Source organism: Afipia massiliensis, assembly GCF_001006325.2.
Lineage (GTDB): Bacteria > Pseudomonadota > Alphaproteobacteria > Rhizobiales > Xanthobacteraceae > Afipia > Afipia massiliensis_A.
In genome coordinates, this window is sequence record NZ_LBIA02000001.1 from 2,959,053 (window position 1) to 2,984,523 (window position 25,471).

At 63.0% G+C, this 25,471-nt stretch carries 27 protein-coding genes; 19 read left to right on the forward strand and 8 right to left on the reverse strand.

What is annotated here, in order from left to right; genetic code table 11:
- Positions 1-181: 181 nt before the first annotated feature.
- From flgH to flgF, 4 genes are read right to left on the reverse strand one after another with little or no spacing between them, the layout of a single operon-like run.
- Positions 182-940, reverse strand: a complete 759-nt coding sequence (gene flgH, locus YH63_RS14085) for a flagellar basal body L-ring protein FlgH (RefSeq protein WP_046827057.1) — start codon at positions 938-940, stop codon at positions 182-184.
- Between the two features lie 5 nt (positions 941-945).
- Positions 946-1,983: a flagellar basal body P-ring formation chaperone FlgA gene (flgA, locus tag YH63_RS14090; RefSeq protein WP_052753813.1), complete on the reverse strand. Its 1,038-nt coding sequence runs from the start codon at positions 1,981-1,983 to the stop codon at positions 946-948.
- Between the two features lie 11 nt (positions 1,984-1,994).
- Positions 1,995-2,783: a flagellar basal-body rod protein FlgG gene (gene flgG / locus YH63_RS14095; protein ID WP_046827055.1), complete on the reverse strand. Its 789-nt coding sequence runs from the start codon at positions 2,781-2,783 to the stop codon at positions 1,995-1,997.
- Positions 2,784-2,795: 12 nt separating this feature from the next.
- Positions 2,796-3,563 (reverse strand): flagellar basal-body rod protein FlgF, encoded by a 768-nt coding sequence (flgF, locus tag YH63_RS14100; RefSeq protein WP_046827054.1) that lies wholly within the window; start codon positions 3,561-3,563, stop codon positions 2,796-2,798.
- Between the two features lie 369 nt (positions 3,564-3,932).
- Here flgF and fliL point away from each other — a divergent pair, with 369 nt between their 5' ends.
- The 5 genes from fliL to YH63_RS14125 all read left to right on the forward strand — a co-directional run bounded on the left by fliL (position 3,933) and on the right by YH63_RS14125 (position 10,717).
- Positions 3,933-4,415 carry a flagellar basal body-associated protein FliL gene (gene fliL, locus YH63_RS14105; RefSeq protein ID WP_046827053.1) on the forward strand — a complete coding sequence of 161 codons (483 nt, stop codon included), beginning with the start codon at positions 3,933-3,935 and terminating at the stop codon, positions 4,413-4,415.
- A gap of 17 nt (positions 4,416-4,432) precedes the next feature.
- Positions 4,433-5,638: a flagellar motor switch protein FliM gene (gene fliM / locus YH63_RS14110; protein WP_046827052.1), complete on the forward strand. Its 1,206-nt coding sequence runs from the start codon at positions 4,433-4,435 to the stop codon at positions 5,636-5,638.
- On the forward strand, positions 5,635-6,123 hold the full coding sequence (locus tag YH63_RS14115) for a DUF6468 domain-containing protein (RefSeq protein WP_046827051.1): 489 nt from the start codon (positions 5,635-5,637) through the stop codon (positions 6,121-6,123). The genes fliM and YH63_RS14115 overlap by 4 nt, the downstream gene beginning before the upstream one ends.
- A complete protein-coding gene (locus tag YH63_RS14120) occupies positions 6,120-6,884 on the forward strand; it encodes a MotE family protein (protein WP_046827050.1) in 765 nt (254 codons plus the stop codon). The genes YH63_RS14115 and YH63_RS14120 overlap by 4 nt, the downstream gene beginning before the upstream one ends.
- Positions 6,885-7,012: 128 nt before the next feature.
- Positions 7,013-10,717 carry a hypothetical protein gene (locus YH63_RS14125; RefSeq protein ID WP_046827049.1) on the forward strand — a complete coding sequence of 1,235 codons (3,705 nt, stop codon included), beginning with the start codon at positions 7,013-7,015 and terminating at the stop codon, positions 10,715-10,717.
- Between the two features lie 124 nt (positions 10,718-10,841).
- Here YH63_RS14125 and fliP read toward each other — a convergent pair whose 3' ends face one another.
- Positions 10,842-11,600: a flagellar type III secretion system pore protein FliP gene (gene fliP, locus YH63_RS14130; RefSeq protein WP_046827048.1), complete on the reverse strand. Its 759-nt coding sequence runs from the start codon at positions 11,598-11,600 to the stop codon at positions 10,842-10,844.
- Complete coding sequence (locus YH63_RS14135) at positions 11,597-12,580, reverse strand: flagellar biosynthetic protein FliO (protein ID WP_046827047.1); 984 nt, start codon at positions 12,578-12,580, stop codon at positions 11,597-11,599. The genes fliP and YH63_RS14135 overlap by 4 nt, the downstream gene beginning before the upstream one ends.
- Before the next feature lie 324 nt (positions 12,581-12,904).
- Between YH63_RS14135 and flgB the strand changes: the two genes are divergently transcribed.
- The 14 genes from flgB to YH63_RS14205 all read left to right on the forward strand — a co-directional run bounded on the left by flgB (position 12,905) and on the right by YH63_RS14205 (position 24,029).
- Positions 12,905-13,315 (forward strand): flagellar basal body rod protein FlgB, encoded by a 411-nt coding sequence (gene flgB / locus YH63_RS14140; protein WP_046827046.1) that lies wholly within the window; start codon positions 12,905-12,907, stop codon positions 13,313-13,315.
- Positions 13,316-13,344: 29 nt separating this feature from the next.
- Positions 13,345-13,767, forward strand: a complete 423-nt coding sequence (gene flgC, locus YH63_RS14145) for a flagellar basal body rod protein FlgC (protein WP_046827045.1) — start codon at positions 13,345-13,347, stop codon at positions 13,765-13,767.
- Positions 13,768-13,783: 16 nt separating this feature from the next.
- Positions 13,784-14,104 (forward strand): flagellar hook-basal body complex protein FliE, encoded by a 321-nt coding sequence (gene fliE, locus YH63_RS14150; protein ID WP_046827044.1) that lies wholly within the window; start codon positions 13,784-13,786, stop codon positions 14,102-14,104.
- Between the two features lie 147 nt (positions 14,105-14,251).
- A complete protein-coding gene (gene fliQ, locus YH63_RS14155; protein ID WP_046827043.1) occupies positions 14,252-14,515 on the forward strand; it encodes a flagellar biosynthesis protein FliQ in 264 nt (87 codons plus the stop codon).
- Between the two features lie 71 nt (positions 14,516-14,586).
- On the forward strand, positions 14,587-15,357 hold the full coding sequence (gene fliR / locus YH63_RS14160; protein ID WP_046827042.1) for a flagellar biosynthetic protein FliR: 771 nt from the start codon (positions 14,587-14,589) through the stop codon (positions 15,355-15,357).
- Between the two features lie 9 nt (positions 15,358-15,366).
- Positions 15,367-16,440 (forward strand): flagellar biosynthesis protein FlhB, encoded by a 1,074-nt coding sequence (gene flhB, locus YH63_RS14165; RefSeq protein WP_046827041.1) that lies wholly within the window; start codon positions 15,367-15,369, stop codon positions 16,438-16,440.
- Positions 16,441-16,757: 317 nt separating this feature from the next.
- A complete protein-coding gene (gene cckA, locus YH63_RS14170; RefSeq protein WP_046829505.1) occupies positions 16,758-19,319 on the forward strand; it encodes a cell cycle histidine kinase CckA in 2,562 nt (853 codons plus the stop codon).
- Between the two features lie 219 nt (positions 19,320-19,538).
- Positions 19,539-20,507 (forward strand): Tim44 domain-containing protein, encoded by a 969-nt coding sequence (locus YH63_RS14175; RefSeq protein ID WP_083992553.1) that lies wholly within the window; start codon positions 19,539-19,541, stop codon positions 20,505-20,507.
- Between the two features lie 170 nt (positions 20,508-20,677).
- Positions 20,678-21,337, forward strand: coding sequence for a lectin (locus YH63_RS14180; protein WP_046827039.1), 660 nt, complete (start codon positions 20,678-20,680; stop codon positions 21,335-21,337).
- A 67-nt stretch (positions 21,338-21,404) separates the two neighbouring features.
- Positions 21,405-22,112 carry a glutathione S-transferase gene (locus YH63_RS14185; protein WP_046827038.1) on the forward strand — a complete coding sequence of 236 codons (708 nt, stop codon included), beginning with the start codon at positions 21,405-21,407 and terminating at the stop codon, positions 22,110-22,112.
- Between the two features lie 127 nt (positions 22,113-22,239).
- A complete protein-coding gene (locus YH63_RS14190) occupies positions 22,240-22,458 on the forward strand; it encodes a hypothetical protein (protein WP_246658057.1) in 219 nt (72 codons plus the stop codon).
- Positions 22,459-22,607: 149 nt separating this feature from the next.
- Positions 22,608-23,015: a (R)-mandelonitrile lyase gene (locus YH63_RS14195; protein ID WP_046827037.1), complete on the forward strand. Its 408-nt coding sequence runs from the start codon at positions 22,608-22,610 to the stop codon at positions 23,013-23,015.
- Between the two features lie 153 nt (positions 23,016-23,168).
- Positions 23,169-23,414: a hypothetical protein gene (locus YH63_RS14200; protein WP_046827036.1), complete on the forward strand. Its 246-nt coding sequence runs from the start codon at positions 23,169-23,171 to the stop codon at positions 23,412-23,414.
- A gap of 270 nt (positions 23,415-23,684) precedes the next feature.
- A complete protein-coding gene (locus tag YH63_RS14205) occupies positions 23,685-24,029 on the forward strand; it encodes a hypothetical protein (RefSeq protein WP_046829504.1) in 345 nt (114 codons plus the stop codon).
- Between the two features lie 77 nt (positions 24,030-24,106).
- On the opposite strand, the gene YH63_RS14210 is transcribed toward YH63_RS14205, so the two are convergent.
- Entirely contained in the window at positions 24,107-24,526 is a 420-nt protein-coding gene (locus YH63_RS14210; protein WP_046827035.1) for a hypothetical protein, read from the reverse strand.
- Between the two features lie 129 nt (positions 24,527-24,655).
- Entirely contained in the window at positions 24,656-24,832 is a 177-nt protein-coding gene (locus YH63_RS21640; RefSeq protein ID WP_170978693.1) for a hypothetical protein, read from the reverse strand.
- Positions 24,833-25,471: the final 639 nt, after the last annotated feature.

Genomic DNA, 25,471 nt, shown 5'->3' on the forward strand with positions numbered 1-25,471 from the left:
GGCCCAAACGATCACGGCCTCCGTCAGGGGAGCTGACAGAGGCCGCGTCGTGAACACCGTGCTGCGCCTAGGTTCGCCGCCTGGTGTGGGAGTTCGAGAGAAAGACAGTGGGAGCCGTCTCACTTATTGCGGTTTGATCTCCTTCTCAGAGCGGTTCAGGATCACGCTTCCATGCCCCTGCTCAGAACGGGAGCAGGATATCGAATGCCTGCTGGCCGTAGCGGGCCTGCTGCACGTCGGTGATCTGGCCGCGGCCGCCGTAGGCGATGCGGGCCTGCGCGATCTTGCTGGAGTCGATGGTGTTGTCGCTCTGGATGTCCTCTGGCCGGACGATACCTGCGACGATCAATTCGCGGACTTCGAAGTTGACGCGGATTTCCTGCTTGCCTTCGACCACGAGGTTGCCGTTCGGCAGCAACTGCGTGACCACGGCGGCGACGTTGGTTTGCAATGCTTCCTGCCGGTTGACCGAACCCTTGCCGTCGCTGGACGAGGTGGAGTCCGCCGTCAGCATGCGGCCGGGAGGGATCGCGGCGTTGGTGCCCGGGATCTTGTTGATGCCGAAGAAGCTGGTGACGCCGGAGTTCTCGCTGTTGGTGCGGCTGCGCTGGGTTTCGTTGGCGATGTTGGCCTTGTCGGTGATGTTGACGTGTACGGTCAGGATGTCGCCGATCTGATGCGCGCGCTGATCCTTGAAGAAGGCGCGCGAACCGTTCCGCCACAGCGAGTTCGGATTGAATGACGCCGGTTGCGGCGCGGGCATCGGCATCGACACCGGCTTGTAGCCTGCCTGAGTCGTCGGGTTGTCGATCGCCGAGAGCTTCGGCTTTTCGCCGATCGCCGCGAGGCGATCGAGAGACGAGCATCCGCTGACCAGGGTGCCGAGCGCCAGCAGGCTGCCGACGACAATGATGCGATTGAACACGTGAAACTTCGACATGACTGTTACTCGGCTTTTCTGGATTCAGGGGCGGGGGCGGCTGGCGGTTCGCTGGAGAGGGCCGCGGTTGTGGTGAGGCGCGGCGTCGGAACGATAATCGAGACCTGACCTGGGCCGGTCACCACACCCTGAACGGTGCGCTTCGACTGCAGGTTGACGACGTTGACGACGTCGCCCTCGGTGCCGCTGTCGATCGCCTTGCCGCGGCCGGTGAGATAGATGCCCGGCGTTTCGTAGATCAGCGTCACGCCCTGATCGCGCGCGACCAGATCCGGCTTGCCGAGATCGGCCACTTTCAGCGCCTGTCCGGCGCGCATCTGCTTGCGGGCCTGCATGCCAACCGAACGGTCGCGATTGGCGACGTCGTTTCCGACTTCGGCTTTCGGACGCCGCTCGATCACTACGTCGGATGACTTGAGAATGTCGTTGCGTTCGACGGCGCGGGTCAGCACCGCCGCTTCCACGGTTTCCACCGCAGTGCCGGTGAAGCGCAGCTTGGTCGGCGAGTAGGTGACGTCGTTGGCGATCTCGAAGGTGATGTCGAAGCGGCCGTTGCGTGGATCGAACCTCACGGTGGTGGCGCGCATGTCGCCGGTATGGGCGGAATCGAGCTGCAGTTCGCGCAGGTCGCGCTCGAAAGTCACCGAAATGTTGGCGGCGTCGCCGAGGCCGTTGCGGCGCTCGAGCACGCGGGCGATCTGATGCTCGATTTCCTTCGAAACCAGCGTCCGCGACGACCGCGTCACCGAGACTTCGCGGAGGTCGCGGGTCTGAACACCGATCACCTCATGGGCGCGCAGCACCGTCAGCAGTTGCTGCGTCGGCAACGATCCGGTGGTGCCGAGATCGGGGGCGCGGAAGATCGCGATCTGCGCGGCGGTTCCGGCATTCTCGACCACATCGCCGATCCGGACCACGTCGCTGCTGACAGTGACGTTCGCGCGCAGCACGGGAGCTGCGAGTGAGTCGCGTTCCGCCTGCGCGAATGCCGCACCGGACGTCAGGGCGAGCAGGGCGGCGGCGATCAGGGTTGAGCGCAACATCATTCTCTCCCTCAGCGGAACATGCCGGTGGTGGCCTGCATCATCTGGTCGGCGGCGCTGACGACCTTGGCGTTCATCTCGTAGGCGCGCTGCGCGGCGATCAGGTCCGAGATTTCGGAGACGACCTCGACGTTGGCCTGTTCGAGATTGCGCTGCTGCATGTCGCCGAAGCCGTCGGCATTGGCGATGCCGTCCTGCGGTGGGCCGGAGGCGGGCGTATCGGTGAACAGGTTGTCGCCGATCGACTGCAGGCCCGCCTTGTTGATGAACCGGGTCAGGCCGATCTGGCCGACCACGGTCGGCGTGGTCGTGCCCGGCGTCGTGACCGAGACCTGGCCCTGCTGGTTGATGGTGAGGCCGGATGAATTCTGCGGGATGGTGATCGTCGGCTGCACCGGATTGCCCTGCGCAGTCACCACGCGGCCCTGACCATCGGTCGTGAAGGAGCCGTCGCGCGTGTAGGTGTAGGTGCCGTCGGTCATCTGGATCTTGAAATAGCCCTCGCCGCGGATCGCGATGTCGAGGTCGCCGCCGGTCGGGTTGAGCGTGCCCTGCGTCATCAGGCGCGGCGTGCCGACGGTCTTGACGCCGCCGCCGATGTCGATGCCGACGGGGAGGATAGTGCCCTGATCGGACGCCTGCGCGCCGACGCGCTTGACGTGTTCGTAGATGAGGTCCTGGAACTGCGCGCGCTGCTTCTTGTAGCCCGTGGTGCGCAGGTTTGCGATGTTGTTGGAGATGACCTGGACGTTGAGTTCCTGGGCCGCCATCCCGGTCGCCGCTGTATAAAGTGCGCGCATGGATCGGTCTCCTTATGCCGGAACGTCGGCGAGTATCTGGATTGCGTTTTTGCGAAGGTCGTTTTGCTGCTGCATCAGCGATGAGACCGACTGGTAGGTACGCATGACTTCCATCATGCGGGTCATCTCGGCGACCGCGCTGACGTTGGACTTTTCAACGAAACCCTGATTGACGCGCGAGGCGAGGTCGGGCTGCGCGGCGATTCCGGTGGGCGCCGAGTAAAGGTTCGCGCCTTCCTTCTTGAGCTGCTGCGGACTGTCGAACTTCACGAGCTTGAGCTTGCCGCGGATGGAGTCGAACTGTGTCACGACGCCTTCGCCCACGGTGATCGTGCCGTCGGCCGAGATTGCGATGTCGCGGTCGGTCGGCTGGAACACGATCGGGCCGTTGGTGCCGAGCACGATGTTGCCGCCGGTGGTCACGAGCTGGCCCTGGGCGTTGATCTGGAACGACCCGTCGCGGGTGTAGCGTTCGCCGGCCGGCGTCTGCACGGCGATGAAGCCCTTGCCGTCGATAGAGACGTCGAGCGGGCTGCCGGTCTTCTCCGACGGGCCCTGTGAGAAATCGTGATAGGCGGCGCGGTCATGGACGAAGCTGACGCGGCGGTCGCGGACCGAGAAGTTGTCCTCGCGCGCGCCCGTGTTCAGGAATTCCTCGAACAGCGACTTGTTGGCCTTGAAACCGGTGGTGTTGACGTTGGCCACGTTGTTGGCAATGACGTCGATCTGCCGCTCAAGCGACATCTGCCGCGATAATGCGACGAGAAGCGTATTCTCCATCGGCCAGTCTCCCCTTGTTGAACCGCGGCCTGCCTCTCCCAAGGCCTGACGCGGATCGTGCGAACCGGTGAAGCTCTCCCAAGCCGTGCGGTTCGCCATCTACAATGCGAGAGGCGTGCCAAGTCATAAATATTAGTTATTTCAATATCTTATGTGTTTTCGAGGGGCGCCGGACGTGGGCAATAACCTCTTGTTGACCATGTTGCCCCGGCAAAAATTTCCCAGTTGAGGGACAAAAGAAAGATTCCGTTAACCATTGCGTCCGTACGGTGGACAAACAGGGCGCTCACGCGCCGGCGGCCTTTGTATCGCGTCATTTAAAGCCAGTTCGGCAGCATCGAGCCCATCCCAGGACCACGGGCGGGGGCAATGGCAGACGACGATCAGGAGGAGGGCGCGGAAGCCGTTGCTCCGAAAGGCAAGCGCAAGCTCATTATAATGGGTGGCGCTACGGCGCTTGTGCTTCTGCTTGCCGGGGGCGGCTGGTTCTTCTTCATGCGCGGGCCCGCGAAGGAAGTGCAGGCAGTCGCGCCTCCGCCGAAGCCGCCGGTATTCCTTGATGTGCCAGAGGTGCTGGTCAACCTGTCGAACGCGCCGGGCGAACGAGTTCAGTATCTGAAGGTCAGGGTCGTGCTCGAGGTGAAAGATCAGCCGCTGTCGGCGCAGATCGCGCCGACGATGCCGCGGGTGACCGATCTGTTTCAGACCTACCTGCGCGAACTGCGTCCCGCCGATCTCAACGGTTCGGTCGGGCTGTTCCGCCTGAAGGAAGAACTGACGCGCCGTGTCAACGCCGCGATCTCGCCCAATCAGGTGAACGCTGTGCTGTTCAAGGAAATCGTCATTCAGTGACGGACGGAAATTGAAGCATGTCTCCGGGTGATAATGACGTCGATCAGGATGCGCTAGCCGCCGAATGGGAAGGTGCGCTCGATTCCGAAGATCCGGCCGCGGCAGCGGCTGAGGCGGAAGCGAATACGCTGACCGAGACCATGGCCGAGCAGTGGGCCGCGATGGTCGACGACGGCAGCCGCAGCCTCGAAATCGGCAAGGCCGGCGGCGAGCGGGTCCTATCGCAGGAAGAAATCGACAACCTGCTCGGTTTCAGCGACGGTGAACTCAACATCGACGAGAATTCCGGCATCCGCGCCATCATCGATTCCGCGATGGTGTCGTATGAACGCCTTCCGATGCTCGAAATCGTGTTCGACCGTCTGGTGCGGCTGATGACGACGAGCCTGCGCAATTTCACCTCGGACAACGTCGAAGTCTCGCTGGATCGCATCACCTCGGTGCGCTTCGGCGACTATCTCAATTCGATCCCGCTGCCCTGCGTTCTGTCCGTGTTCAAGGCCGAGGAGTGGGAAAACTTCGGCCTGTTCACAGTCGATTCGAGCCTGATCTATTCGATCATCGACGTGCTGCTCGGCGGCCGCCGCGGCCAGCCATCGCTGCGTATCGAAGGCCGGCCCTACACCACGATCGAAACCAATCTCGTCAAGCGCCTCGTTGAAGTCGTGCTTGCGGATGCCGAGCAGGCCTTCCGGCCGCTGTCGCCGGTGACTTTCACGATCGACCGGCTTGAGACCAATCCGCGCTTTGCCGCCATCAGCCGTCCCGCCAACGCCGCCATTCTGGTCCGTCTGCGGATCGACATGGAAGACCGCGGCGGCAACATCGAACTGCTGCTGCCTTATGCCACCATCGAACCGATCCGCGACGTGCTGTTGCAGATGTTCATGGGTGAAAAGTTCGGCCGCGATCCGATCTGGGAAGGCCATCTCGCGACCGAGATCGCGCAGGCCGAAATCGCGGTCGATGCGGTGCTCTATGAGGCCAACATTCCGCTCAAGCAACTGATGACGCTGAAGGTCGGCGATACCTTGCCGCTCAACGTGCGGCCCGACGCACTGGTCACGGTGCGATGCGGCGACGTGCCGCTCAGCGAAGGGCGGATGGGACGGGTCGGCGACCGGGTCGCCATTCGCGTCACCAAGCCGCTGCGCAAGCCCCATACGTCCTACGCGATGTTCGAGAAGCAAGATGAGCAAACCAAACTGATGGAGGCACAATGAGTCATTCATTCGGACTTGTGATCGAGAGCCTGGTTGCGGTTCTGCTTCTGGTGACAATCGGTTACTGCACGCTGCTGAATCGCCGTCTCAAGCGGCTCAAGGCCGACGAGCATTCGATGCGCGCGATGATCGCCGAGCTGATCACGGCAACGGAAATCGCCGAACGCGCCATCGGCGGCCTGAAGGTGACCGTGCGCGAGTGCGACGAGAACCTCGGCGCGCAACTGGCGGCGGGCACGACATTGTCCGCGAAACTCGCCAAGCAGGTGACCGCGGGCGAAACGATCCTCAATCGCCTGACGCAGATCGCGCTCGCGGCACGGCCAGCCGGCGCTGACGTGGAGGCCCCCGCTGCGACTGTTGCCGCAGAGCAGGCCGCTCCGGCGCAGAACCCATCGGCGCAAAACATGTCGAACGCCAAGGCGTTGCTTGCGGCCGCGCAGGCCTTTTCCGAGCGGCGAAGGGCAACCGGTCTCGCTGCATGAAAACGCTTCTCCGCGATATCCGTCTCATCCCGATACTTCTGATCGCGACCTGCTGCCTGGTCGTGCTCAAGGTGTCGGGCCTTCTTCTCGACGGCGGATACATCCTCAACGATACACCGAAGCCAAAATCCTGGGCGCAGGAGACGTTCAACTTTCCGTCGTCCGGCAAGACGATCGATTCAGCGGACATCACCGGCTCGGTCGCGGCGAAGAAAGAGGAGAAGCCGGTCGTTGCAGCTCCGGAAGCCTTGCCGCCGCCGCCCGAGAACGTGGTCTATCCAGATCCCAACCGCCCCATCTCGGCGTCGGAACGCGCGGTGCTTGAGAGTCTGCAGGCGCGGCGTCAGGAGATCGAAACCCGCGCGCGCGAAATCGACATTCGTGAAAGCCTGATGAAGTCCGCCGAAAAGCGGATCGAAGGCAAGATCGAGGAAATGAAGGCGACCGAGGCGCGGGTCTCCGTCGCCGGGCAGCAGAAGCAGGAACAGGAAGCGGCGCGCTTCAAGGGACTCGTGACGATGTACGAATCCATGAAGCCAAAGGACGCGGCCAAGGTCTTCGACCGGCTCGAACTGTCGGTGCTGTTCGAGATCGCCTCGCAGATCGCACCGCGCAAGATGTCCGACATCATGGGGCAGATGCAGCCGGAGGCGGCCGAACGGTTGACGGTCGAGATGGCGCGCCGCTCAACGGGAGACAGATCGGCGTCCGCCAGCGATTTGCCGAAGATCGAGGGCAGGCCGCAGCAGGTTCGCAATTGAGGCGGGTGATTAACAGCTCCTTAACAGGCGAATTCTAGATTCGAATTGCACGTCTGAGCCACAGGTTTCCGGAACAACAGAGAGCCGAGAACATCCGGCAAGAAAGACCCGGCGAGAAAGATTTGGGAATGTCCTGCAAGGCCGCCCTCACGTTCAAGGCCGCCCGGAAGTCCGGGGCGAGGGCCCGGTCTTTCGCGGACAGGCTCTGCCGTGGCCTGCAGCCGCCGGCGCTTGCGCTGGCTGTCGCGTTGTCATGCCTTTCTGTTGGGACAAACGCGCGCGCAGAACCGGTCAGGGGTGAAGCCACGCTGACGGCGCAATCCGGTTACGCGCGCATGGTTCTGCAGTTTCAGGAAGATGTCCCGACCGAGGTGACCGTCGCGGGCGCGATTCTGGTGATCCAGTTTAGTAAGCCGGTCGCCGTTCCGATCGACCTGCTTGCCGAGTCGGTCCCGGCCTATGTCGGATCGGTTCGGCGCGATCCGGATGGCACCGCCATCCGCATGGCGTTGACGCAGAAGGTGCGCGTCAACGTGATGACCGCGGGTGAGCGGGTGTTTATCGATCTTCTGCCAGAGAAGTGGACCGGACTCCCGCCCGCATTGCCTGCCGAGGTCGTCAAGGAATTGTCCGAACGTGCGATCGCGGCTGAGCGGGCGCTGCGGATTCAGCGGATGGCGGAAGAAGCCAAGAAGCGGCCGCCGGTCCGGGTGCGGGCGTCGGTCCAGCCGACCTTTGTCCGTTTTGTTTTTGAAATGCCGGACGGCGTCAGTGTGTCGTCGTCACTGGCCGCCGACAAATTTACGCTGTCGTTCACCTCGCCGCTGATGTTCGACCTCGCGGATGCCAAGATCGCGATGCCTGCGAACATTCACACGATCAACCAGAAGATCGAGGGCGAGACATCGCGCATCGACATCGCGATGATCGGCGAGGCCGATGTCCACGCCTTCCGCGAGGACAAGAACTACGTCGTCGACGTTGCGTTCGAGCAGGGGCAAAAATCGAAAGCGGCCAGGTCGCTTCCGAAGGCTCTCTCGACGCCTGCCGACAAGGCCGTCGAAATCGTGCCGCCGACGTCCGAGCAGATCTCGCAGCAGACGGCACAGGACGCCGAGCCGGCAACCATAAAGCCGTCTCACGTCAAATCATCTGATGCGAAATCTCCTGAGATCAAATCGCATGAGGTCAAAACGTCAGACGTCAAGCTGCCGGATAACAATCCATCCGCTGTTGCGGCTGATGTAAGAACGGAGGCTGCGCCCGCCAAGCCGGGGATCGCGACGCTACTACCGGCTGCTCCCGCCATGGCCGCGGTGACCGACTTGCCAATGAAGACCCCGCCGTCTGCACCAGCGAAAGTGCCGCCCACCGACCTCCCTGCGATGACGCCAGCAGCAGGCGTGACCGTGGATGCACGGCTCACCAGCGACGACTTCCGCCTGACATTTCCATTCACGAGTCCGACGCCTGCCGCGGTGTTTCGCCGGTCGGATTCGATCTGGCTGGTGTTCGACACCGATCAGCCGATCGACGCCAGCGCGATTAAGCGCGAGGGCGCGTGGGTCGTGGCCGATGCGACCCCGCTCGATCTGCCAAAGGGCCGCGCTCTCCGGATCCGGCTGAACCGTCCGCAGCTTGCAACCATGATCGGCGACGAGCGGGCGTGGATCCTCATCCTTGCCGACAAGGCGCAGTCGCCGCCGCAGCCGCTGGCCGCGACGCGCAACATGGCCGATCCCAGCCGTGCCAGTGTCGGCGTCAGCCTTGCGAAGCCGGGACAGATACATCGTTTCAACGATCCCGACGCCGGCGACCAGCTGCTGGTGATGACCGCCGGCGGACCGGCGCGCGGGTTCATGAAGCGCCAGGACTTTGTGGAATTCGCGCTGCTCGAATCCATCCACGGCATCGTCGTCCAGCAAAAATCGGATGATCTGACCGCCGGAGTTGCATCCGACACACTGATCCTGTCTCGGCCCGGTGGCTTGACGCTATCGACGGCAATGACTGCGCCGGATCGCGCCACATCAGTGGTTCGTCCGGTGTTCGATGTCACGGAGTGGCGCACCTTTCAGAATGCGGAGTTCATTCCCACCCGCAACAAGCTGCTGACCGCCGCGTCGATGGCGACGGGTGCTGCGCGCATGCCCGCGCATGTCGATCTCGCGCGATTTTATCTGGCGCGCGGCATGAGCGTCGAGGCGAAAGGAATTCTCGATCTGGCCCTTGCCGAGGTCAAACCCGGCGAGGAGGATGCGGCGGCGTTGACGGTTCATGCGGTCGCCAGCACCCTCGCCGGCCGCTCCGAGCTTGCGCTCGCCGATCTCGCCAATCCCGCCGTTGCCGTCAACATCGATTCCCAGCTCTGGAAAGCGCTCGCACTGGCGCGGCTGCAGAAGTGGGCGGAGGCGCGCGAGAAATTCAAGAATGTCGAGTTCGCGATTACCGCCCTGCCGGTTGATCTGCAGCGCATTGTTGTCGCTGAGGCATTTCGGGCATCGCTGGAGGTGAGGGATTATCCCGGTGCGACGGTGCGTAGCAACGATCTCGATGTTCTCGGTGTTGGCCCCGATCAGGCGGCGTCGATAGCTGTGCTGCGCGGCCGCCTGGCCGAAGCGCTGGGGCGCGATCAGGATGCGCTGGCCGCGTTCGCGGCGGCTGCCGGATCGGAAGATCGCCCCGCAGCCTCCGAAGCCAAGGTCCGCGAGATTGCCCTGCGCCAGAAGCGCGAGGAAATCACCGACGACGACGCCCAGCGCGATCTCGAAGTTCTTGCGGCGACATGGCGCGGCGATTCCACCGAGGTCAAAACGCTTGGCATGCTGACCCGGCTCTATGCCGCGAAAGCGCGCTATCCCGAAACCTTCGCGGCGGTGTACCGTGCGAGTCAACTGGAGCCGAACTCCGAAACATCACGCAAGATGCAGGACGACGCGTCGGTGCTGTTTGAGCAAATCTACAACGGCGCCAAGGGCGACGACATTCCGCCGGTCGAGGCGCTGGCGATGTTTTACGAATTTCGCGACCTGACGCCGATTGGCCGCCGCGGCGACGAAATGATCCGGCGTCTGGCGGACCGTCTCGTCGGGATCGATCTGCTCGATCAGGCCAGCCAACTGCTGCAATACCAGATCGATCACCGGCTGGAGGGCTCCGCCCGGGCACAGGTCGCATCCCGGCTGGCGATGGTCTACCTGATGAACCGCAAGCCGGAGCGCGCCATCGCGGCGCTGCGCACCACGCGGATCGCCGATCTGGCCGGCGAAATCCGCCAGCAGCGTCTTTTGCTGGAAGCCCGCGCGCAGACCGATATCGGCCGTCACGATCTGGCGCTCGACATTATCTCGAATGTCAGCGGCCGCGAGGCGGTTCGGCTGCGCTCCGACATCTACTGGGCGTCGCGGCGCTGGCGCGAGTCCGCCGAGCAGATCGAATTGCTCTACGGCGATCGCTGGCGCGACTTCCAGCCGCTGACGGCGACGGAAAAAAGCGACGTCATCCGCGCGGCCATTGGCTACGCGCTGGCGGAAGACGCCATCGGCCTCGCGCGATTCCGCGAAAAGTACAATCCGAAGATGGACGGCGGCAACGACCGCGCGGCGTTCGATCTCGCCGCGAAGCCGGCGAGGGCGAACAGCGCGGATTTTGCCCGGATCGCGAAAATGGCGGCAACCATCGACACGCTCGACGGCTTTCTGCGCGAGATGCGCGTCCGCTTCCCCGATGCGATGGCGCGCGCGAAGCTTCCGCCGGAAATCAAGACCGACCCGAATCCGACGGGCGCGCTGCCCGCCATCAAGGGCGTGAGACCGGTCGCAGCCGCGCGCTGATTGGAGGATGTTGCAATCGTCATTGCGAGGAGCATCGCGACGAAGCAATCCATACACCGTTAGGTCATTCAAAGACTGGATTGCTTCGCTTCGCTCGCAATGACGTGAGGCGCGTGCGAGGTCGTCATCCGCCGCCGTAGCTTTGCACGAGGCTGCCGGCCACCAGCGACCAGCCGTCCACCAGCACGAAGAAGATCAGCTTGAACGGCAGCGACACGACTACCGGCGGCAGCATCATCATGCCCATCGACATCAGGACCGACGCGACGACGAGGTCGATGATGAGAAACGGCAGAAACAGCAGGAAGCCGATCTCGAACGCCCGCTTCAGTTCCGAAATCATGAAAGCGGGAATCAGGATGCGCAGCGACATCTGCTCGGGCGAGGCCGCGGGCGGCTCGCCGGACAGGTCCATGAACAGCTTGAGGTCCTTCTCGCGGACATTCTTCTGCATGAAGCCGCGCAACGGGCCGGTGCCGCGCTCGAACGCCTGCTCGACGGTGATCTGGTTCGCAACCAACGGCTTGATGCCGTCGTCATAGGCCTTCTGCAGAACCGGCCCCATCACGAAGCCGGTCAGGAACAGCGCCAGCGCGATGATGACCGAATTCGGCGGTGCGGTGGCGGTGCCGAGCGCGGTGCGCAGCAGCGACAGCACCACCACGATCCGCGTGAACGAGGTCATCATGACCAGGATCGACGGTGCGATCGACAGCACCGTCAGCAGCGCGATCAGCTGGATCGCGCGCTCGGTGACCCCGCCGCCGCCCTGGCCCAGATTGATGCTGATATCCTGCGCGCTCGCCGGATCGATAAGATATCCGGCGGCGACGAGGAGACTGACAAAAAATAAAACTCTACGCGGTGATTTCGACGATCTCACGCGGGAGGCTTTGGACGGCCGAGCAGGTTGGCCATCTCGTCTTCGAGATTCTCGAACGCGGCCTTCGGAGCAGGCGCCGGTGGGGGCGGAGGCGACGGCGGGGCCGGCGGACGCGGAGCGCCTTCGGAACGCGGCACTGGCCGGTTGCCCATCGGCTCAGGCACGACCGGCGGTGCGCCGGGTCGTTCGATGGGGCCGGTCGGCGTGTCGAGACGCATTTCGCCTCCCGGGCGGCGCAGGGCGGCTTCAAGCCGCTGCGCCATATCCGCGAGATTCTGGTCTGCAGACGATAGCGGAGCCTCGGCCGGACGTGCGGGAGGGCGCGGTGGCAGCGGTGGCGCTTTCGGAGCGGTATCACTCGCGCGCGGCAGCCGGGGCGGCAGCGGTTCGGTGCGTTCGCTGCGGGGAATCGCGCGCGGTTCGGATCGCAGAGTGGGCTCGGGACGCAGCGCAGGCTCCGGCCGAATCATCGGCTCCGGCGTGAAGCTCGGTATCGTATCGGGGCTGTGGCGATCCGGCAGCGGTGGCGTCGGCCGGCGCGCATCGTCGGAATAAGATCCACGGGCGGCGCGCGGCAGTTCAGGAATCGTCGGCTCGCGATGCTCGAAGGGATCGGTATGCGCGGCTTCGCTGTCGGACCATCCGGTGTCAGGCGCCAGACGAGGCGGCAACTCGGTTCCGGCGGGTGCCCGTTGTGGAGCCTGCTGCGGCATGCCGCGAACGATGTTGGGTTCGACCACGAGGTCAGCCGGGCCGCCGATCATGAGAAGGTGTTCGACGTTATCGCGCCGGACCAGCACCAGCCTGCGGCGGCCATCAACCGCGGCGGCGTCGATGACGGCAAGCCGGGGCATACGCCCCCGCCCGGCGCTGGAGCCGCCGAGACTGCTTCCGCCAAACCGGCGCACCAGCCAGGCTGCAACTCCGATCAGCGCAAGAACGATGACGAAGGCTATGAAGAACCAAAGTGTTTGCGACATGTCCTGTCCCCGTCAAACATCACTCGCATCTATGCCAGATTCGCAGGTCGCTGGCCGCGAAACAAGCGGCTTGGGACGAATTGGGAACGAAGTTTGAGTGATCCGTTAATGCGCGGCGGCAAATGCTGCCGTTCGCGACCCTGTTACCTGAGAAAGTTCAGCGGCTCAAAAGACTTGTTGTGCCGGAACTTCAATGACTTGTCCGGTTGAAGGCAATTCGTGGCGAAAGTGGGTCAGGGCGGATCTTAACCCCTTATTAACCATACACACGGCAAATTCTGCCTACCTGAAGCGCCGCTTCGGGTCTCAGGGCGGAACAGGCCGATGGCAATCACCGATCTTCCTATGTTGTCCGCGCTTCGCACCAAGATGCAGTGGCATCAGGAGCGCCAGCGCGTTCTTGCGGAAAACATTTCGAACTCGGACACGCCGAACTTCAAGCCGCGCGATCTGGTGGCACCCAAATTCGATTCGAGCGGAACCGGGCCGGTGACCGGCAACATGGCCTCGCTCTCCATGACGCGCACCAGCGCCGGCCACATTCAGGGGGCGGGGGTCAGCGACAACTTCAATTCGCACAACCGGGGCGGCTACGCGACGCGCCCCGCGGGCAATGCGGTCAGTCTCGAGGACGAGATGATGAAGGTGTCCGCGAACCAGGGAGACTATGCGGCAGTAACCGCTCTCTACAGCCGCAGCCTCGGGTTGCTGAAGACCGCCATCGGAAAGCGCTGACACATGACCGCGCCTAAGGGAGCCACAGCATGAGCAACGGCAACGATTTTCTCAGGTCCATGAGTATCGCGACGTCTGGCTTGCGCGCGCAGGCCGGCCGGATGCGGGTGATTTCGGAAAACATCGCCAATGCGGATTCGACGGCGAAGACCGCGGGCGGCGATCCGTATCGCCGCAAGATCCCGACATTCTCGTCAGAACTCGATCGCACGATCGAGTCGCGCGTGGTGAGCCTCGGCAAGGTCAAGACGGATACGTCCGACTTCCGCATCAAGCACGAGCCGGGCAATCCGGTGGCCGATGCCAGCGGCAACGTCAAATATCCCAACGTGAACTCGCTGGTCGAAATGACCGATATGCGCGAGGCGCAGCGGTCCTACGAAGCCAACCTCAACATCATTTCCGCCACGCGCCGCATGATCCAGCGCACCCTCGACATTCTCAAGGCCTGACAAGGAGAACTAACTCATGGCATCGCCATCAGTCGCCGCCAATGCCTATGCAAGCCTTGCCAAAATCGTGGATTCAGCAGGAGGAGCCGCGGGCGGCGCCAAGACTGGAGACACCGGCGGCGTGTCGTTCGGCACGCTGCTCAAGGAAACGCTGGGCAACGTTATGGATGCCGGCCGCAAGTCCGACGCGCAGACCATCTCGATGGCACAGGGCAAGGCCAACGTCATGGATGTCGTGACGGCGGTGGCCGAAACCGACGTCGCAGTATCGACGCTGGTGTCGGTGCGCGACCGCGTGATCCAGTCCTACGAAGACATCATGCGGATGCCGATCTGATTTTCGCCGCCCTTCGAGGCCTTCGCTTCGCTACGGCACCTCAGGGTGACGGAAACAGAAAGAGCGTCATCCAGAGGTGCGAGCAGCGCGAGCCTCGAAGGATGAGAAATTTGCAACGTGATACGCGCCTGCGGGCAGGGGATTGAAATGACAGGTGCTGAAGTTCTCGACCTCTCGCGCGATGCGATCTGGACCATCGTGAAGGTGTCGTCGCCGCTCTTGATCGTCGGCCTCGTGGTCGGTGTCGTGATCTCGCTGGTGCAGGCCCTGACGCAAATTCAGGAACAGTCACTGGTGTTCGTGCCGAAGATTCTGGCGATTTTCGTCACATTGGTGCTCGCGCTACCGTTCATGGCCGACGCGCTGCATAGCCAGATGCTGCGGATATCGTCGCGAATCATCGGCGGCTAGCGCATGATTAGGGACTTGTTCAGGGACACGGCGTTCAGGGGCGAGGCAAGTCTTCGCGGGGCAAGTCTTCCATGCGTATCGATATCTCGCTGCTTCCGGCGCTCGCCGCGGCGTTCATGCTGGTGTTCGCCCGCATCGGCTCCATGGTGATGCTGCTGCCCGGATTCGGCGAAGCCAACATCCCGGTCCGGGTCCGCCTTGGGATCGCGCTGGCGCTGACACTGATCATCCTGCCGCTGCATCGCAACGCCTATACGGTCAGCATGACATCGATGGCGCCGCTGCTGGTGCTGATGGTTCACGAAATCATCATCGGCGTGGTGCTTGGCGCGACCGCGCGCGTCACGCTGTCGGCGCTGTCGGTCGCGGGCTCGGTCATCGCCCAGCAACTTGGCCTCGGTTTCGTCACTACGGTCGATCCGACGCAAGGCCAGCAGGGCGCGCTGCTCTCCAACTTCCTGACCTTGCTCGGAATCACGCTGCTGTTCGCCACCGACATGCATCACCTCGTGATCGCCGCATTAAGCGAGAGCTACAAGGTGTTTTCGCCGGGCGAACTGATGTCGAGCGGCGATGTGGCGGCGCTGGCCACCAGCGCTTTCGCGACGGCGTTCAAGATCGGCATCCAGTTGTCCGCGCCGTTCATCGTGTTCGGTCTGGTCTTCAACCTCGGACTCGGCGTGCTGGCGCGGCTGATGCCGCAGATGCAGGTCTATTTCGTCGGCGTGCCGCTTTCGATTCTGGCCGGCTTCCTGATTCTGGCGGCGATTCTCGGCACCATGATGGGCACCTACCTCGAATACTTCGGCGGCGTTCTCCACGACCTTGCGCCGCGACGCTGAGGGCAGGGCATGTCAGACGACGATAAGGAATCAAAAACACAGGACCCAACGCAAAAACGTCTCGACGATGCGTTGGAAAAGGGCGATGTCGCCAAGAGTCAGGAGGTCAACACCTGGTTCGTGATCGCGGCGTCGACCCTGCTGCTGACGTCGTTCTCGGGATCGATCAGCAAGGGCATCGAGGTTCCGATGCGCAACCTGCTGATGAACATGCATCAGATTCGCGTCGACGGGCCGGGTCTGCTGTCGCTGCTCGGTCAGATCGAACTGATGCTGATCGGCGTCCTCGGCATTCCTTTTCTGCTGCTGCTGATCGCAGGCGTCGGCAGTAACCTGATCCAGCATCGGCTGGTGTTCTCGACGGAGCCGCTGACCCCGAAGTTCAGCAAGATCTCGCCGGCGGCGGGCTTCGCACGCGTGTTCGGCAAGCAGGCGGCTGCGAACTTCCTCAAGGGTCTGTTCAAGGTGGTCGCGCTCAGCGTGGTCATGGTCCTGATATTATGGCCGGAGCGTCACCGCCTCGATGCCATGGTCCGGTTCGACCCGATAGCGATCCTGACAGTCACCAAAACGATCTCCGTCCAGTTGATGGGAACGGTGGTGGCGATGCTCGCGGTGGTGGCCGCGCTCGATTATTTCTTCCAGTACCGGCAGTGGTTTGAGCGGCAGAAGATGTCGCTGGAAGAGATCAAGGAAGAATACAAGCAGTCCGAAGGCGATCCCCACATCAAGGGACGCATCCGGCAGATTCGCCATGCGCGCGCGAAGAAGCGCATGATGGCGGCGGTTCCGACGGCTTCGGTGATCATCACCAACCCGACGCATTACGCGGTAGCGCTGAAATACGAGCGCGGCATGTCCGCGCCGATCTGCGTCGCCAAGGGCGTCGACGTGCTCGCCCTCAAGATCAGGGAAATCGCGACGGCCAACAACATTCCGATTGTCGAGAACGTGCCGCTGGCCCGTGCGCTGCATGCGAGCGTCGAGATCGACGATGAAATTCCGGTCGAGCACTATCACGCCGTCGCCGAGGTGATCGGTTACGTGATGCGCCTCCGGCACGGCGTCACAGGCCTTGGCTGATGCGTGATCTCCGGTTGACAAGGTCTGGCGCGGGCATGGGCACGGTCGTAATGTGCCTTGCGCTAGTGGTCCGATTCTAACATTCGCATCCCGTTTGGGCAGGCGATTTTTGCGAATGTTAGAATCGAAGGACCACTAGTAGATATTATTTGCTAGTGGAGCTTGGATTTGACATTCGCGTTGCGAAATCTACGGCTGGGTGGGTCGCGAATGTCAAATCCGCTCCACTAGATGCCCGATTCAGGCACTCAGAGGCCGGTAAACTGCGAATACAATGACTTGCGCGTCCCTTGCGGAACACGCGCGAACAGGCAGCGATGACAACCGACACGGGCAACGAGCTTCATTCTTCTTTCGCCACCGTCCATGAACCGGCGCGGCGCAGCGGCAGCATCCTGCTTGTGCTGCTGGTGGCAGGTGCGATCATCGCTGCGGCGGTGGCGTTCATGACCCTCGGCCGCAGCCAGGCTCAGCCCTACATTCTGGCGCTGCTGGCTCTGCTCGCCATGGTCGGGCTGTTCACGCTGTTCGCCTTCGCCGCGGGCATCGTCCGTTTCGCTGACCGTCATGCGGAAGATCCGATCGCGCGGCCGATCGCCGATCATGCGGTGGACGGGTTGGCGGTGACCGATCCGCGCGGCCACATCGTCTATGCCAACACGGCGTACCTTGCGCTCACCGGCGCAACCGGTCCCAACGATGTGCGGCCGGTCGAACGCGTCTTCATCGGCAACCCCGATGTTTCCGAAGCAGTATTCCGCCTGCTCAAGGCCGCCCGCGAGGGCAAGCGTCAGCAGGAAGAGGTCCGCGTTGCCGGCGCGGATGCCGGGCATGGCCGCTGGCTGCGCATGCGCGTGCGGCCGCTGGGGGCGGACAAGCGGCAGGCGAAGTTCGCGGTCTGGTCGGTCGCCGACATCACCCGCGACCGTGAGCGGCAGGAAGACGTCTTCCAGGAACTACAGCACGCCATCGAGTATCTCGACCATGCGCCGTGCGGTTTCTTCTCGGTGAATGCCAAGGGCGAACTGGTCTACGTCAACGCCACGCTTGCCAACTGGCTGGACTACGATCTCGCAGAGATCGGGTCCGGCGGCCTCAAGGTCGCCGACATCATGTCTGGCGACGGTGCGTCGCTGCTGACCTCGATCGTGCCGGAGCCGGGTGAGGTGAAGACCGAGGTGTTCGACCTCGATCTGCGGATGCGCAACGGCAAGACCATGCCGGTCCGGCTCTATCACAAGCTGGCATTCGGCGCCGACGGTGCGCCGGGGGCATCGCGAACGCTGGTGATCAACCGCGCGCGCGATGATCACTCCGACCCGCAGCGTGCGGCGGAAGTCCGCTTCATGCGCTTCTTCGATCACACGCCGATGGCGATCGCGACCGTCGACAAGGCGGGCAACGTCGTGCGCGCCAATGCGCGCTTCGCGAAACTCACCCAGAGCCTTTCTCCGGCCGGAACGTCGAGCAAGTCGATCTTCGCGGTGGTTCATGAGCGCGAGCGCGGCGAACTGATCGCCGCGATCAACAAGGCCGCCGACGGGCAGGGCGACATTCCCCCGGTCGAGGCGATGCTGGACAGCACCAAGGAGCGCTGGGGCCAGTTCTTCGTCACGTCGGTGGAACAGGACGCCCGCGACGCCGAGGCGGCGATCGTCTACCTGCTCGACACCACCGAAAAGCGCACGCTCGAGAACAGCTTCGCGCAGTCGCAGAAAATGCAGGCGGTGGGACAACTCGCCGGCGGCATCGCCCACGATTTCAACAACGTGCTGTCCGCCATCATGATGGCGAACGACTTCCTGCTGAACGCGCACAAACCGACCGACCCGTCGTTCCAGGACATCATGCAGATCAAGCAGAACGCCAACCGCGCGGCGGCGCTGGTGCGGCAACTGCTGGCGTTCTCGCGCAAGCAGACGCTGCGCCCGCAGGTGCTCGACATCGGCGACGTGCTGTCGGACATCAACGTGCTGCTCAAGCGCCTGTCGGGCGAGAAAGTGAAGCCCGAATTCGTCTACGGCCGCGACCTGTGGCCGGTGAAGGCCGATCTGTCGCAATTCGAGCAGGTGATCGTCAATCTCGCGGTGAATGCGCGCGACGCGATGCCAGATGGCGGCAAGCTGACGATCCGCACCGCCAACGTGTCCGCGAAGGATGCCGAGCGCGGCGAGTTCAAGGGCATGCCTGCGGCCGATTATGTCCTGATCGAGGTCGGCGACACCGGCAGCGGCATTCCCGCTGACATCGTCGACAAGATTTTCGAGCCGTTCTTCTCGACCAAGGAAGTCGGCAAGGGAACCGGCCTCGGCCTGTCCACGGTCTACGGTATCGTCAAGCAGACCGGCGGCTTCATCTATGTCGACTCGGTTGAGGGACGCGGCACGGTGTTCCGGATTTTCCTGCCCCGGCATTTCCCGGAGGTCGAGAAAGTTCAGGAAGTCGCAGCCGCCATCAGCGCGGTCGCTCATGCGCCCACTCCGGCACGCGCGCCGGACCTGACCGGGCAGGGCACCATCCTGCTGGTCGAGGACGAGGATGGATTGCGCTCGCTCAATGCACGCGGCCTGCGCTCGCGCGGATACACGGTCATTGAGGCGGAGAATGGCCTGGATGCGCTGGAAGCGCTGGAGCGGGAAGAGGGCGCGGTCGATCTCGTCGTGTCCGACGTGGTGATGCCGGAAATGGACGGTCCGACCATGCTGACCGAGATGCGCAAGCGCAATCCGGACCTGCGAATCATCTTCGTGTCAGGCTACGCCGAGGATGCCTTCGAGAAGAGCCTGCCGGAAGGCCAGCAATTCAACTTCCTGCCCAAGCCGTTCACGCTGAGCCAGCTTGTTGCTGCCGTGAAGGAAACCATGACGGCCCCGTCATAATTGGGCGCGATCCCGAAAGTGGTTACCAATTTTCGGAATTGATCATGCCAAAACAAGGGTTTGATCCCAATAGCCTCAACCGGATTGAGCGTGCCCCGCGACTGAGGGCCGCAGGCCCTATCGTACCTATCCGCTTCCCTTTCTCCCGCCGCTGACCATGTATGGACCTGTCCCCTAAGCCGGGGATCAATGCCCCTTGAGGGCCGAGAGGGAACAGACATGATTTCGTCGCAGCGCTTGCGCTCAGTCATCAAAACGCTCGCTATCGCCATGGCCGTCGCCATGCCGCTGGCACTTGCCATTTCATCGGCGGTGGACGCCCGTCCAAGCAGCGGCGGCAGCCGCGGCTCGCGCACGTTCAACGCGCCGGCCGCCACGCCGACCGCGCCCAATGCGGCGCAGCCGCTTAACCGTACAATGACCCAGCCCGGCGCGAAGGCTCCGGCGGCAGCTCCCGCAGCCGGTGGCTTCTTCAACCGTCCCGGCATGGGCATGCTCGGCGGTCTCGCCGCGGGCTTCCTCGGCGCCGGCCTGCTCGGCATGCTGTTCGGCGGCGGTCTCTTCAGCGGCCTCGGCGGCCTGTCGTCGATCATCGGTCTGGTTCTCCAGATTGGCCTGATCTACCTCGTGGTGCGTCTCGCCATGTCGTGGTGGAAGCGCCGCAACGCGCCGGCCTACGCCAACGCATCGGCCGCACCCGGCCCGGCTCCTGCGCAGGATCAGGGTCCGATGGCCAGCGCACGATCGGGCTTCGGCTTCGGTCTGGGCGGCGGTTCGAACGACGCGCCGCTCGAAATCAAGCCGGATGACTACGATGCGTTCGAGCGGCTGCTCGGCGAAGTCCAGACCGCGTGGTCGAACGAGGACATCGGCAAGCTCCATACGCTGGCCACGCCGGAAATGGTGTCGTACTTCACCGAGGATCTCAACGCGAACAAGGACCGCGGTGTGATCAACAAGGTGTCGGACATCAAGCTGCTGCAGGGCGACCTTGCGGAATCCTGGCGCGAAGGTGCCACCGATTACGCCACCGTGGCGCTGCGCTATGGCCTGATCGACAAGACCATCGAGCGCGCCAGCGGCAAGATCGTCGAAGGCAGCGATACTCCGCAGGAAGTCACCGATGTCTGGACGTTCGTGCGTCGTCCGGGCAGCCAGTGGGAGTTGTCGGCTATTCAGATGACCTGATCGCATCAGTTCGGTTCAAGCTTTACAAAGGCGTCGCGCTTTGCGCGGCGCCTTTTCATTTGCCGGCTGCTGGTCCGCCCGGGAATAAGTCGCGGCCTTGTGTGTTGATCTTGCACACCTGCGGGCGCATCACCGCCCGATAGTTCAAAAAGACTTCAAGGGAGGGACGAATGATCAGATTTTACATGATTGCTGCGCCGCTTCTTCTGCTCGCTGCTGCCCCTGCTCAGGCGCAGCAGGCGAACATGACATTTTTCATCACAAGCACACCGATCGGCAATGGCGGAAACCTCGGCGGTCTCGCCGGCGCAGACAACCAGTGCCAGACGCTGGCGCAGGCCGCGGGCGCCGGTGCGAAGACCTGGCGCGCGTACCTCTCGACGCAGGCGGCCGACGGCCAGCCTGCGGTCAACGCGCGTGACCGGATCGGCAAGGGGCCCTGGACCAACGCCAAGGGCGCGGTGGTCGCCAAGGATGTCGCCGATCTTCACGGCACGAACGCGCTGACCAAGCAGTCGGTCCTGAGCGAAAAGGGCGACGTCATCAACGGTAGCGGCGACACGCCGAACCGTCATGATGTCCTCACCGGCTCGCAGCCCGACGGGACGGCCTTTGCGGCTGGCGACGACAAGACCTGCAAGAACTGGACGAGCAGCGCGCAGGGCTCGGCAGTGGTCGGCCATCATGACCGTGTCGGATTGCGCGACGATGATGCATCGAAATCCTGGAACTCGTCGCATGGCTCGCGCGGGCCGGACGGCGGCTGCTCGCAGAACGATCTCAAGAGCACGGGAGGCGACGGCCTTCTCTATTGCTTCGCGTCGAACTGATCCAGGTTGAAGACGTTGACCATTCGGCGCGGAGTCTCTCCGCGCCGAAACTGTTTGTGAGGTCTCCATGCGGTATGAACTCTACTACTGGCCGATGATCCAGGGACGCGGCGAGTATGTCCGGCTCGCGCTGGAAGACGCGGGTGCGGATTATGTCGATGCTGCGCGGCGCGGAAGCGGCGAGAGCAGGATGATGGCGATGATGAAGGGGCGGGGAGCAACGCCGCCGTTCGCGCCGCCGTTTCTGAAGGCCGGCAAACTCGTAATCGGGCAGACCGCGAACATCCTGCTTTATCTCGGGCCGCGTCATGGCCTCGCGCCGAAAGCCGAAGCGCAGCGCCTGTGGGTGCATCAGCTTCAATTGACCATTGCGGACTTCGTGGATGAAGTTCACGACACTCATCACCCGCTTGGGACATCGCTGTATTACGAAGATCAGCGCCCCGCTGCGAAGCGGCGCTCAAGCGAATTCTGGAGCGACCGGGTTCCGAAGTTTCTCGGCTATTTCGAGCGGCTGATCGGCGCCAGCGGCGGGCCGTATCTCAACGGCCGCAGGCTTTGCTATGCGGATCTGTCGCTGTTCCAGATCGTCGAAGGCCTGCGCTACGCGTTTCCGAACAATATGAAACGCTTCGAGCGAAAGGTGCCGCACCTGATCGATCTACGCGACCGGGTGGCGGCGCGGCCGAACATCAAGGCGTATCTGGCAAGCGACCGCCGCATTCCGTTCAACGAAGACGGCATCTTCCGCCACTATCCGGCACTTGACGGTTAGCTCGTACCGCCGCGTTTACATCGTCCTTATATCCGGCGCTGGCTTTCCGTCTCGAATTCTTATGCCTCGCGGCTCATCTTCGGAACATCACGCGGCGCTGGCCGCGTCATGATTTCAGGAGATGGCCATGGCCGCTTCATGGTCGCGGGACGACACGCGGGAATCTTTCCCCGAGGACGACTATCGCGCCTATCTGATCAGCCGCAATCCGCCGCCGATCGTGTATCACTCGTGCGGCGTTCGCCTCAAGCGCCTGCGGGTTCGCTTTGATCGTGCCGTGAACGCGATCGACCGCATGCTTCATCGCATGATCGAAGCCCTCGCGGGCAACAAGACCCGGCGCTAATAGCATCTGCGCGGCATACGCTGCGCGCAACGGACGGATGACGATCCATCATCACCTCGCTGAAATAAAACTCCCCGGTTGCGGGATTGCGGCGTAAACTGCGCGTCTGTTTCGACGCCGGTCCCGGCGATCCATCACCCGGAGTTCCCATGAAGATCACACCATCCGGCTCCGTGCCGACCAAGCGCGCGCCTGCGTCCTATTTCACCGGCACGGTGTGGCAGGACCCGGTGATCGAGACACCTGCGCCTGCGCGGCTCAACGCGACGCGCGTGACCTTCGAGCCCGGCGCGCGCACGGCGTGGCACACTCATCCGCTTGGCCAGACGCTCTATGTGCTGGCGGGCTGTGGCCGCGTGCAGACCGAAGGCGAGCCGGTGCGCGAGATTCATCCGGGCGATGTGGTGTGGATTCCGCCGGGCGAGAAACACTGGCATGGCGCGGCGCCGACAACGATGATGACCCATCTCGCGATGCAGGAATCCGAGAACGGCAGCTTCGCGACCTGGCTTGAGCATGTGACCGACGCGCAATACGCCGAACCGCCGGAAAAATGATTGCTGTGTGATGCCGTCATGCGTGCGTTCACGTGAATAATTTCATCGCAAAACATGTCTGAATCGTTGACGCATTGCGTTGCGCGACGCAGCGACGATTGCGCTTGACCGGTACGCATACGACTTTAGTTTGCGCGACGGGAGGTGCGTATCATGCCTTATCAGTCTGGGTTTCTTCTCAACAAACATCCCTGCGCTCAATGCGGCAAGCCGATTGCGGCGCCGCTCTGGTCCGAGCACGAACGCAACCGCGTTTCGTTTTTGTGGTCGTGCAAGGCGTGTGACTATCAGTTCGTCACCGTTGCGATCCTCAAGGCCGAGGTGATCGACACTCCCGCTCCGCAGCAACCGCCAGCGGTTGAGGTCGCGGTGCACGGCGAAACTGTGATCGCGGCCTGACCCTCGTCAAGCGTCGATACGGATCAGCGCCAGTCCCTATTCGGGATCGTGCCGCTTGCGAAGGTGCGCCAGGCTTTCGGTGAGGATGCCTCGAGGGTGGGGCGCACATGCGCCTCGCCGGGATGCGCTGTCGGCGGTGCCATATTGCTTGCAGCGTCAACCGTGCGCGCCGGCAGGGGTTCCCGAATCGCGTGTATTGCCGCAATGCTGTCGCATTCGCCCTGTCTGTTCCGGCTTCATTCTTCATTCACACGCGAAGCAGGAGGATTGATGCGTATCATCACCCCCGCCATCTATGCAGCCCTGCTCGGAGGCGCGATCTACATCGCTATCGCCCAGAATCCGCTGCCCAACGCGATTGCCTCGGCTCCGCCGGAAGGCGCCAAGATCGCCTATGCGGTGCCGGCGGAAGGCAAATCGGTCACCCGCGTCGGCAAGCGGGAAACCTGCCGCCAGTCGGTGTCCGCGAAGAAACATCTCGGCAAGTATCAGGCGCGCGACCAGATGCAGCTGTGCGTGGCGCAGGCGCGCGTCGAATGTCTGAAGCAGGCGATCGACCAGAAGCTGCGCGGTCCGGCCCGCCGGGTCTACGTGAAGAGCTGCGTCGCGGCGTAAGGTGCCGACGCGAGGCTTGCAGCATCGCGCCGGATCACTTGTCATTCAGCCCGTCGCGTCCAGTAGATCAGCCGCGTCTAATAGATCAGCGACTCAATGCGCGAAACCGTGATCTCCGCCTTCTCGGGCTCGGTCTCACGGGCCGGGACCGCGGGCAGCTGCAGAATCGTGGCGCGCTGACCGGGTTCAAGCTGGGTCAGCAGGATGAGCTGCCCGTCGGGAAACTCCAGTGCATCATGGTGTCGGTTCGGATTGTCCAGATCGACGGTCCGGAACCGTGCGACGGTGTGACGGGCCCTCTTTCTGAAGAACCCTCCGTCGTAATCCACCTCGCGTTCGAACGAGAGTTCGGTACCGGGGAGGACACAGACCGCTACGTTCGGCTCGCCTTCGGCAGCGAAGCCTCGGGTTACGGTCATGGGGAATTTTGTCGACACCAGCTTGTCGCCGACTTTGGCGGGCCGGCTTGCTACGGCGTGCAAGCTATAATCACACATAGCGGTCACTCCTGTTGCTGATCGCTCAACCGGGTGATGCGCGGTATTGAAAAGGTAATGCTCTCGCGATGGCGTTGTTATGTTGTCGCGCCGTCACCTTTTCGTGAAACGCGGAGGAGACGATGCCGCTCAGCGCGACAGCTGCGCCGGTGCCCGGTCGCTCAACCGGGCCGCGCATTTCTCGCGCGCCATGCGCTCGGCGAGCTCGACGATCTTCAGGCGTCCCTGCATGTTGGGAATGGCCTTGAACGCGGCCAGCAGGCGCTGCGCTTCCTCGTCCGATGTCACCAGAATATCCCTGAGCATTGTCCGTCCCATGCGACTTGAGCGTCTCTTGGCCAGGCCGTCTCTTAGTCGCCGGACGTTACCATCCGGTTCATTCGGGAATGTGACGGTTTGAACGGGGTGTCAGCGTGGTTAAGCGGGTGTGAGTGCGGGGGGAGGAGCACTCTCTCCGCGTCGTCCCCGCCAACGGGTCCGGCTTCGCCGGCCCGATGACAGGCTCCGGCGGGGCCCATACTCCCTGAATCATCGATTTATCCAGAGTGCGGGACAACGCTTTCCTTCGTCACCATAACTTTCGGTGGTTATGGGTCCCCGCCTTCGCGGGGACGACATCTGAGGTGTTGCGTGATCGCGCTTCACACTTTTTCCGGATGCAGTTTTCAAACAGCCACGCGCCATCACCCCTGTTGTTATGACGGCGCGGGGGCGCCCGAAGTCCTCGTTTCCTCCGCCCTCGAATTGAGGGCGCGCGGAACGCCGGATGCTCGACGCATCCGCAGCCTCGTGTGCAAAAGTAGAAAGCACACGAGTGTCGTCGCCACGGTTGCGCCGGATACATCCGGCGTTCCGCACGCGGTGGTGCTCCGGCTTGCTTCGTGCTCTCCCCGGCAACGCCCTCGGGCTGACGCCGTCGTCTCCGCGGTACTTTTCTCCTCCGGT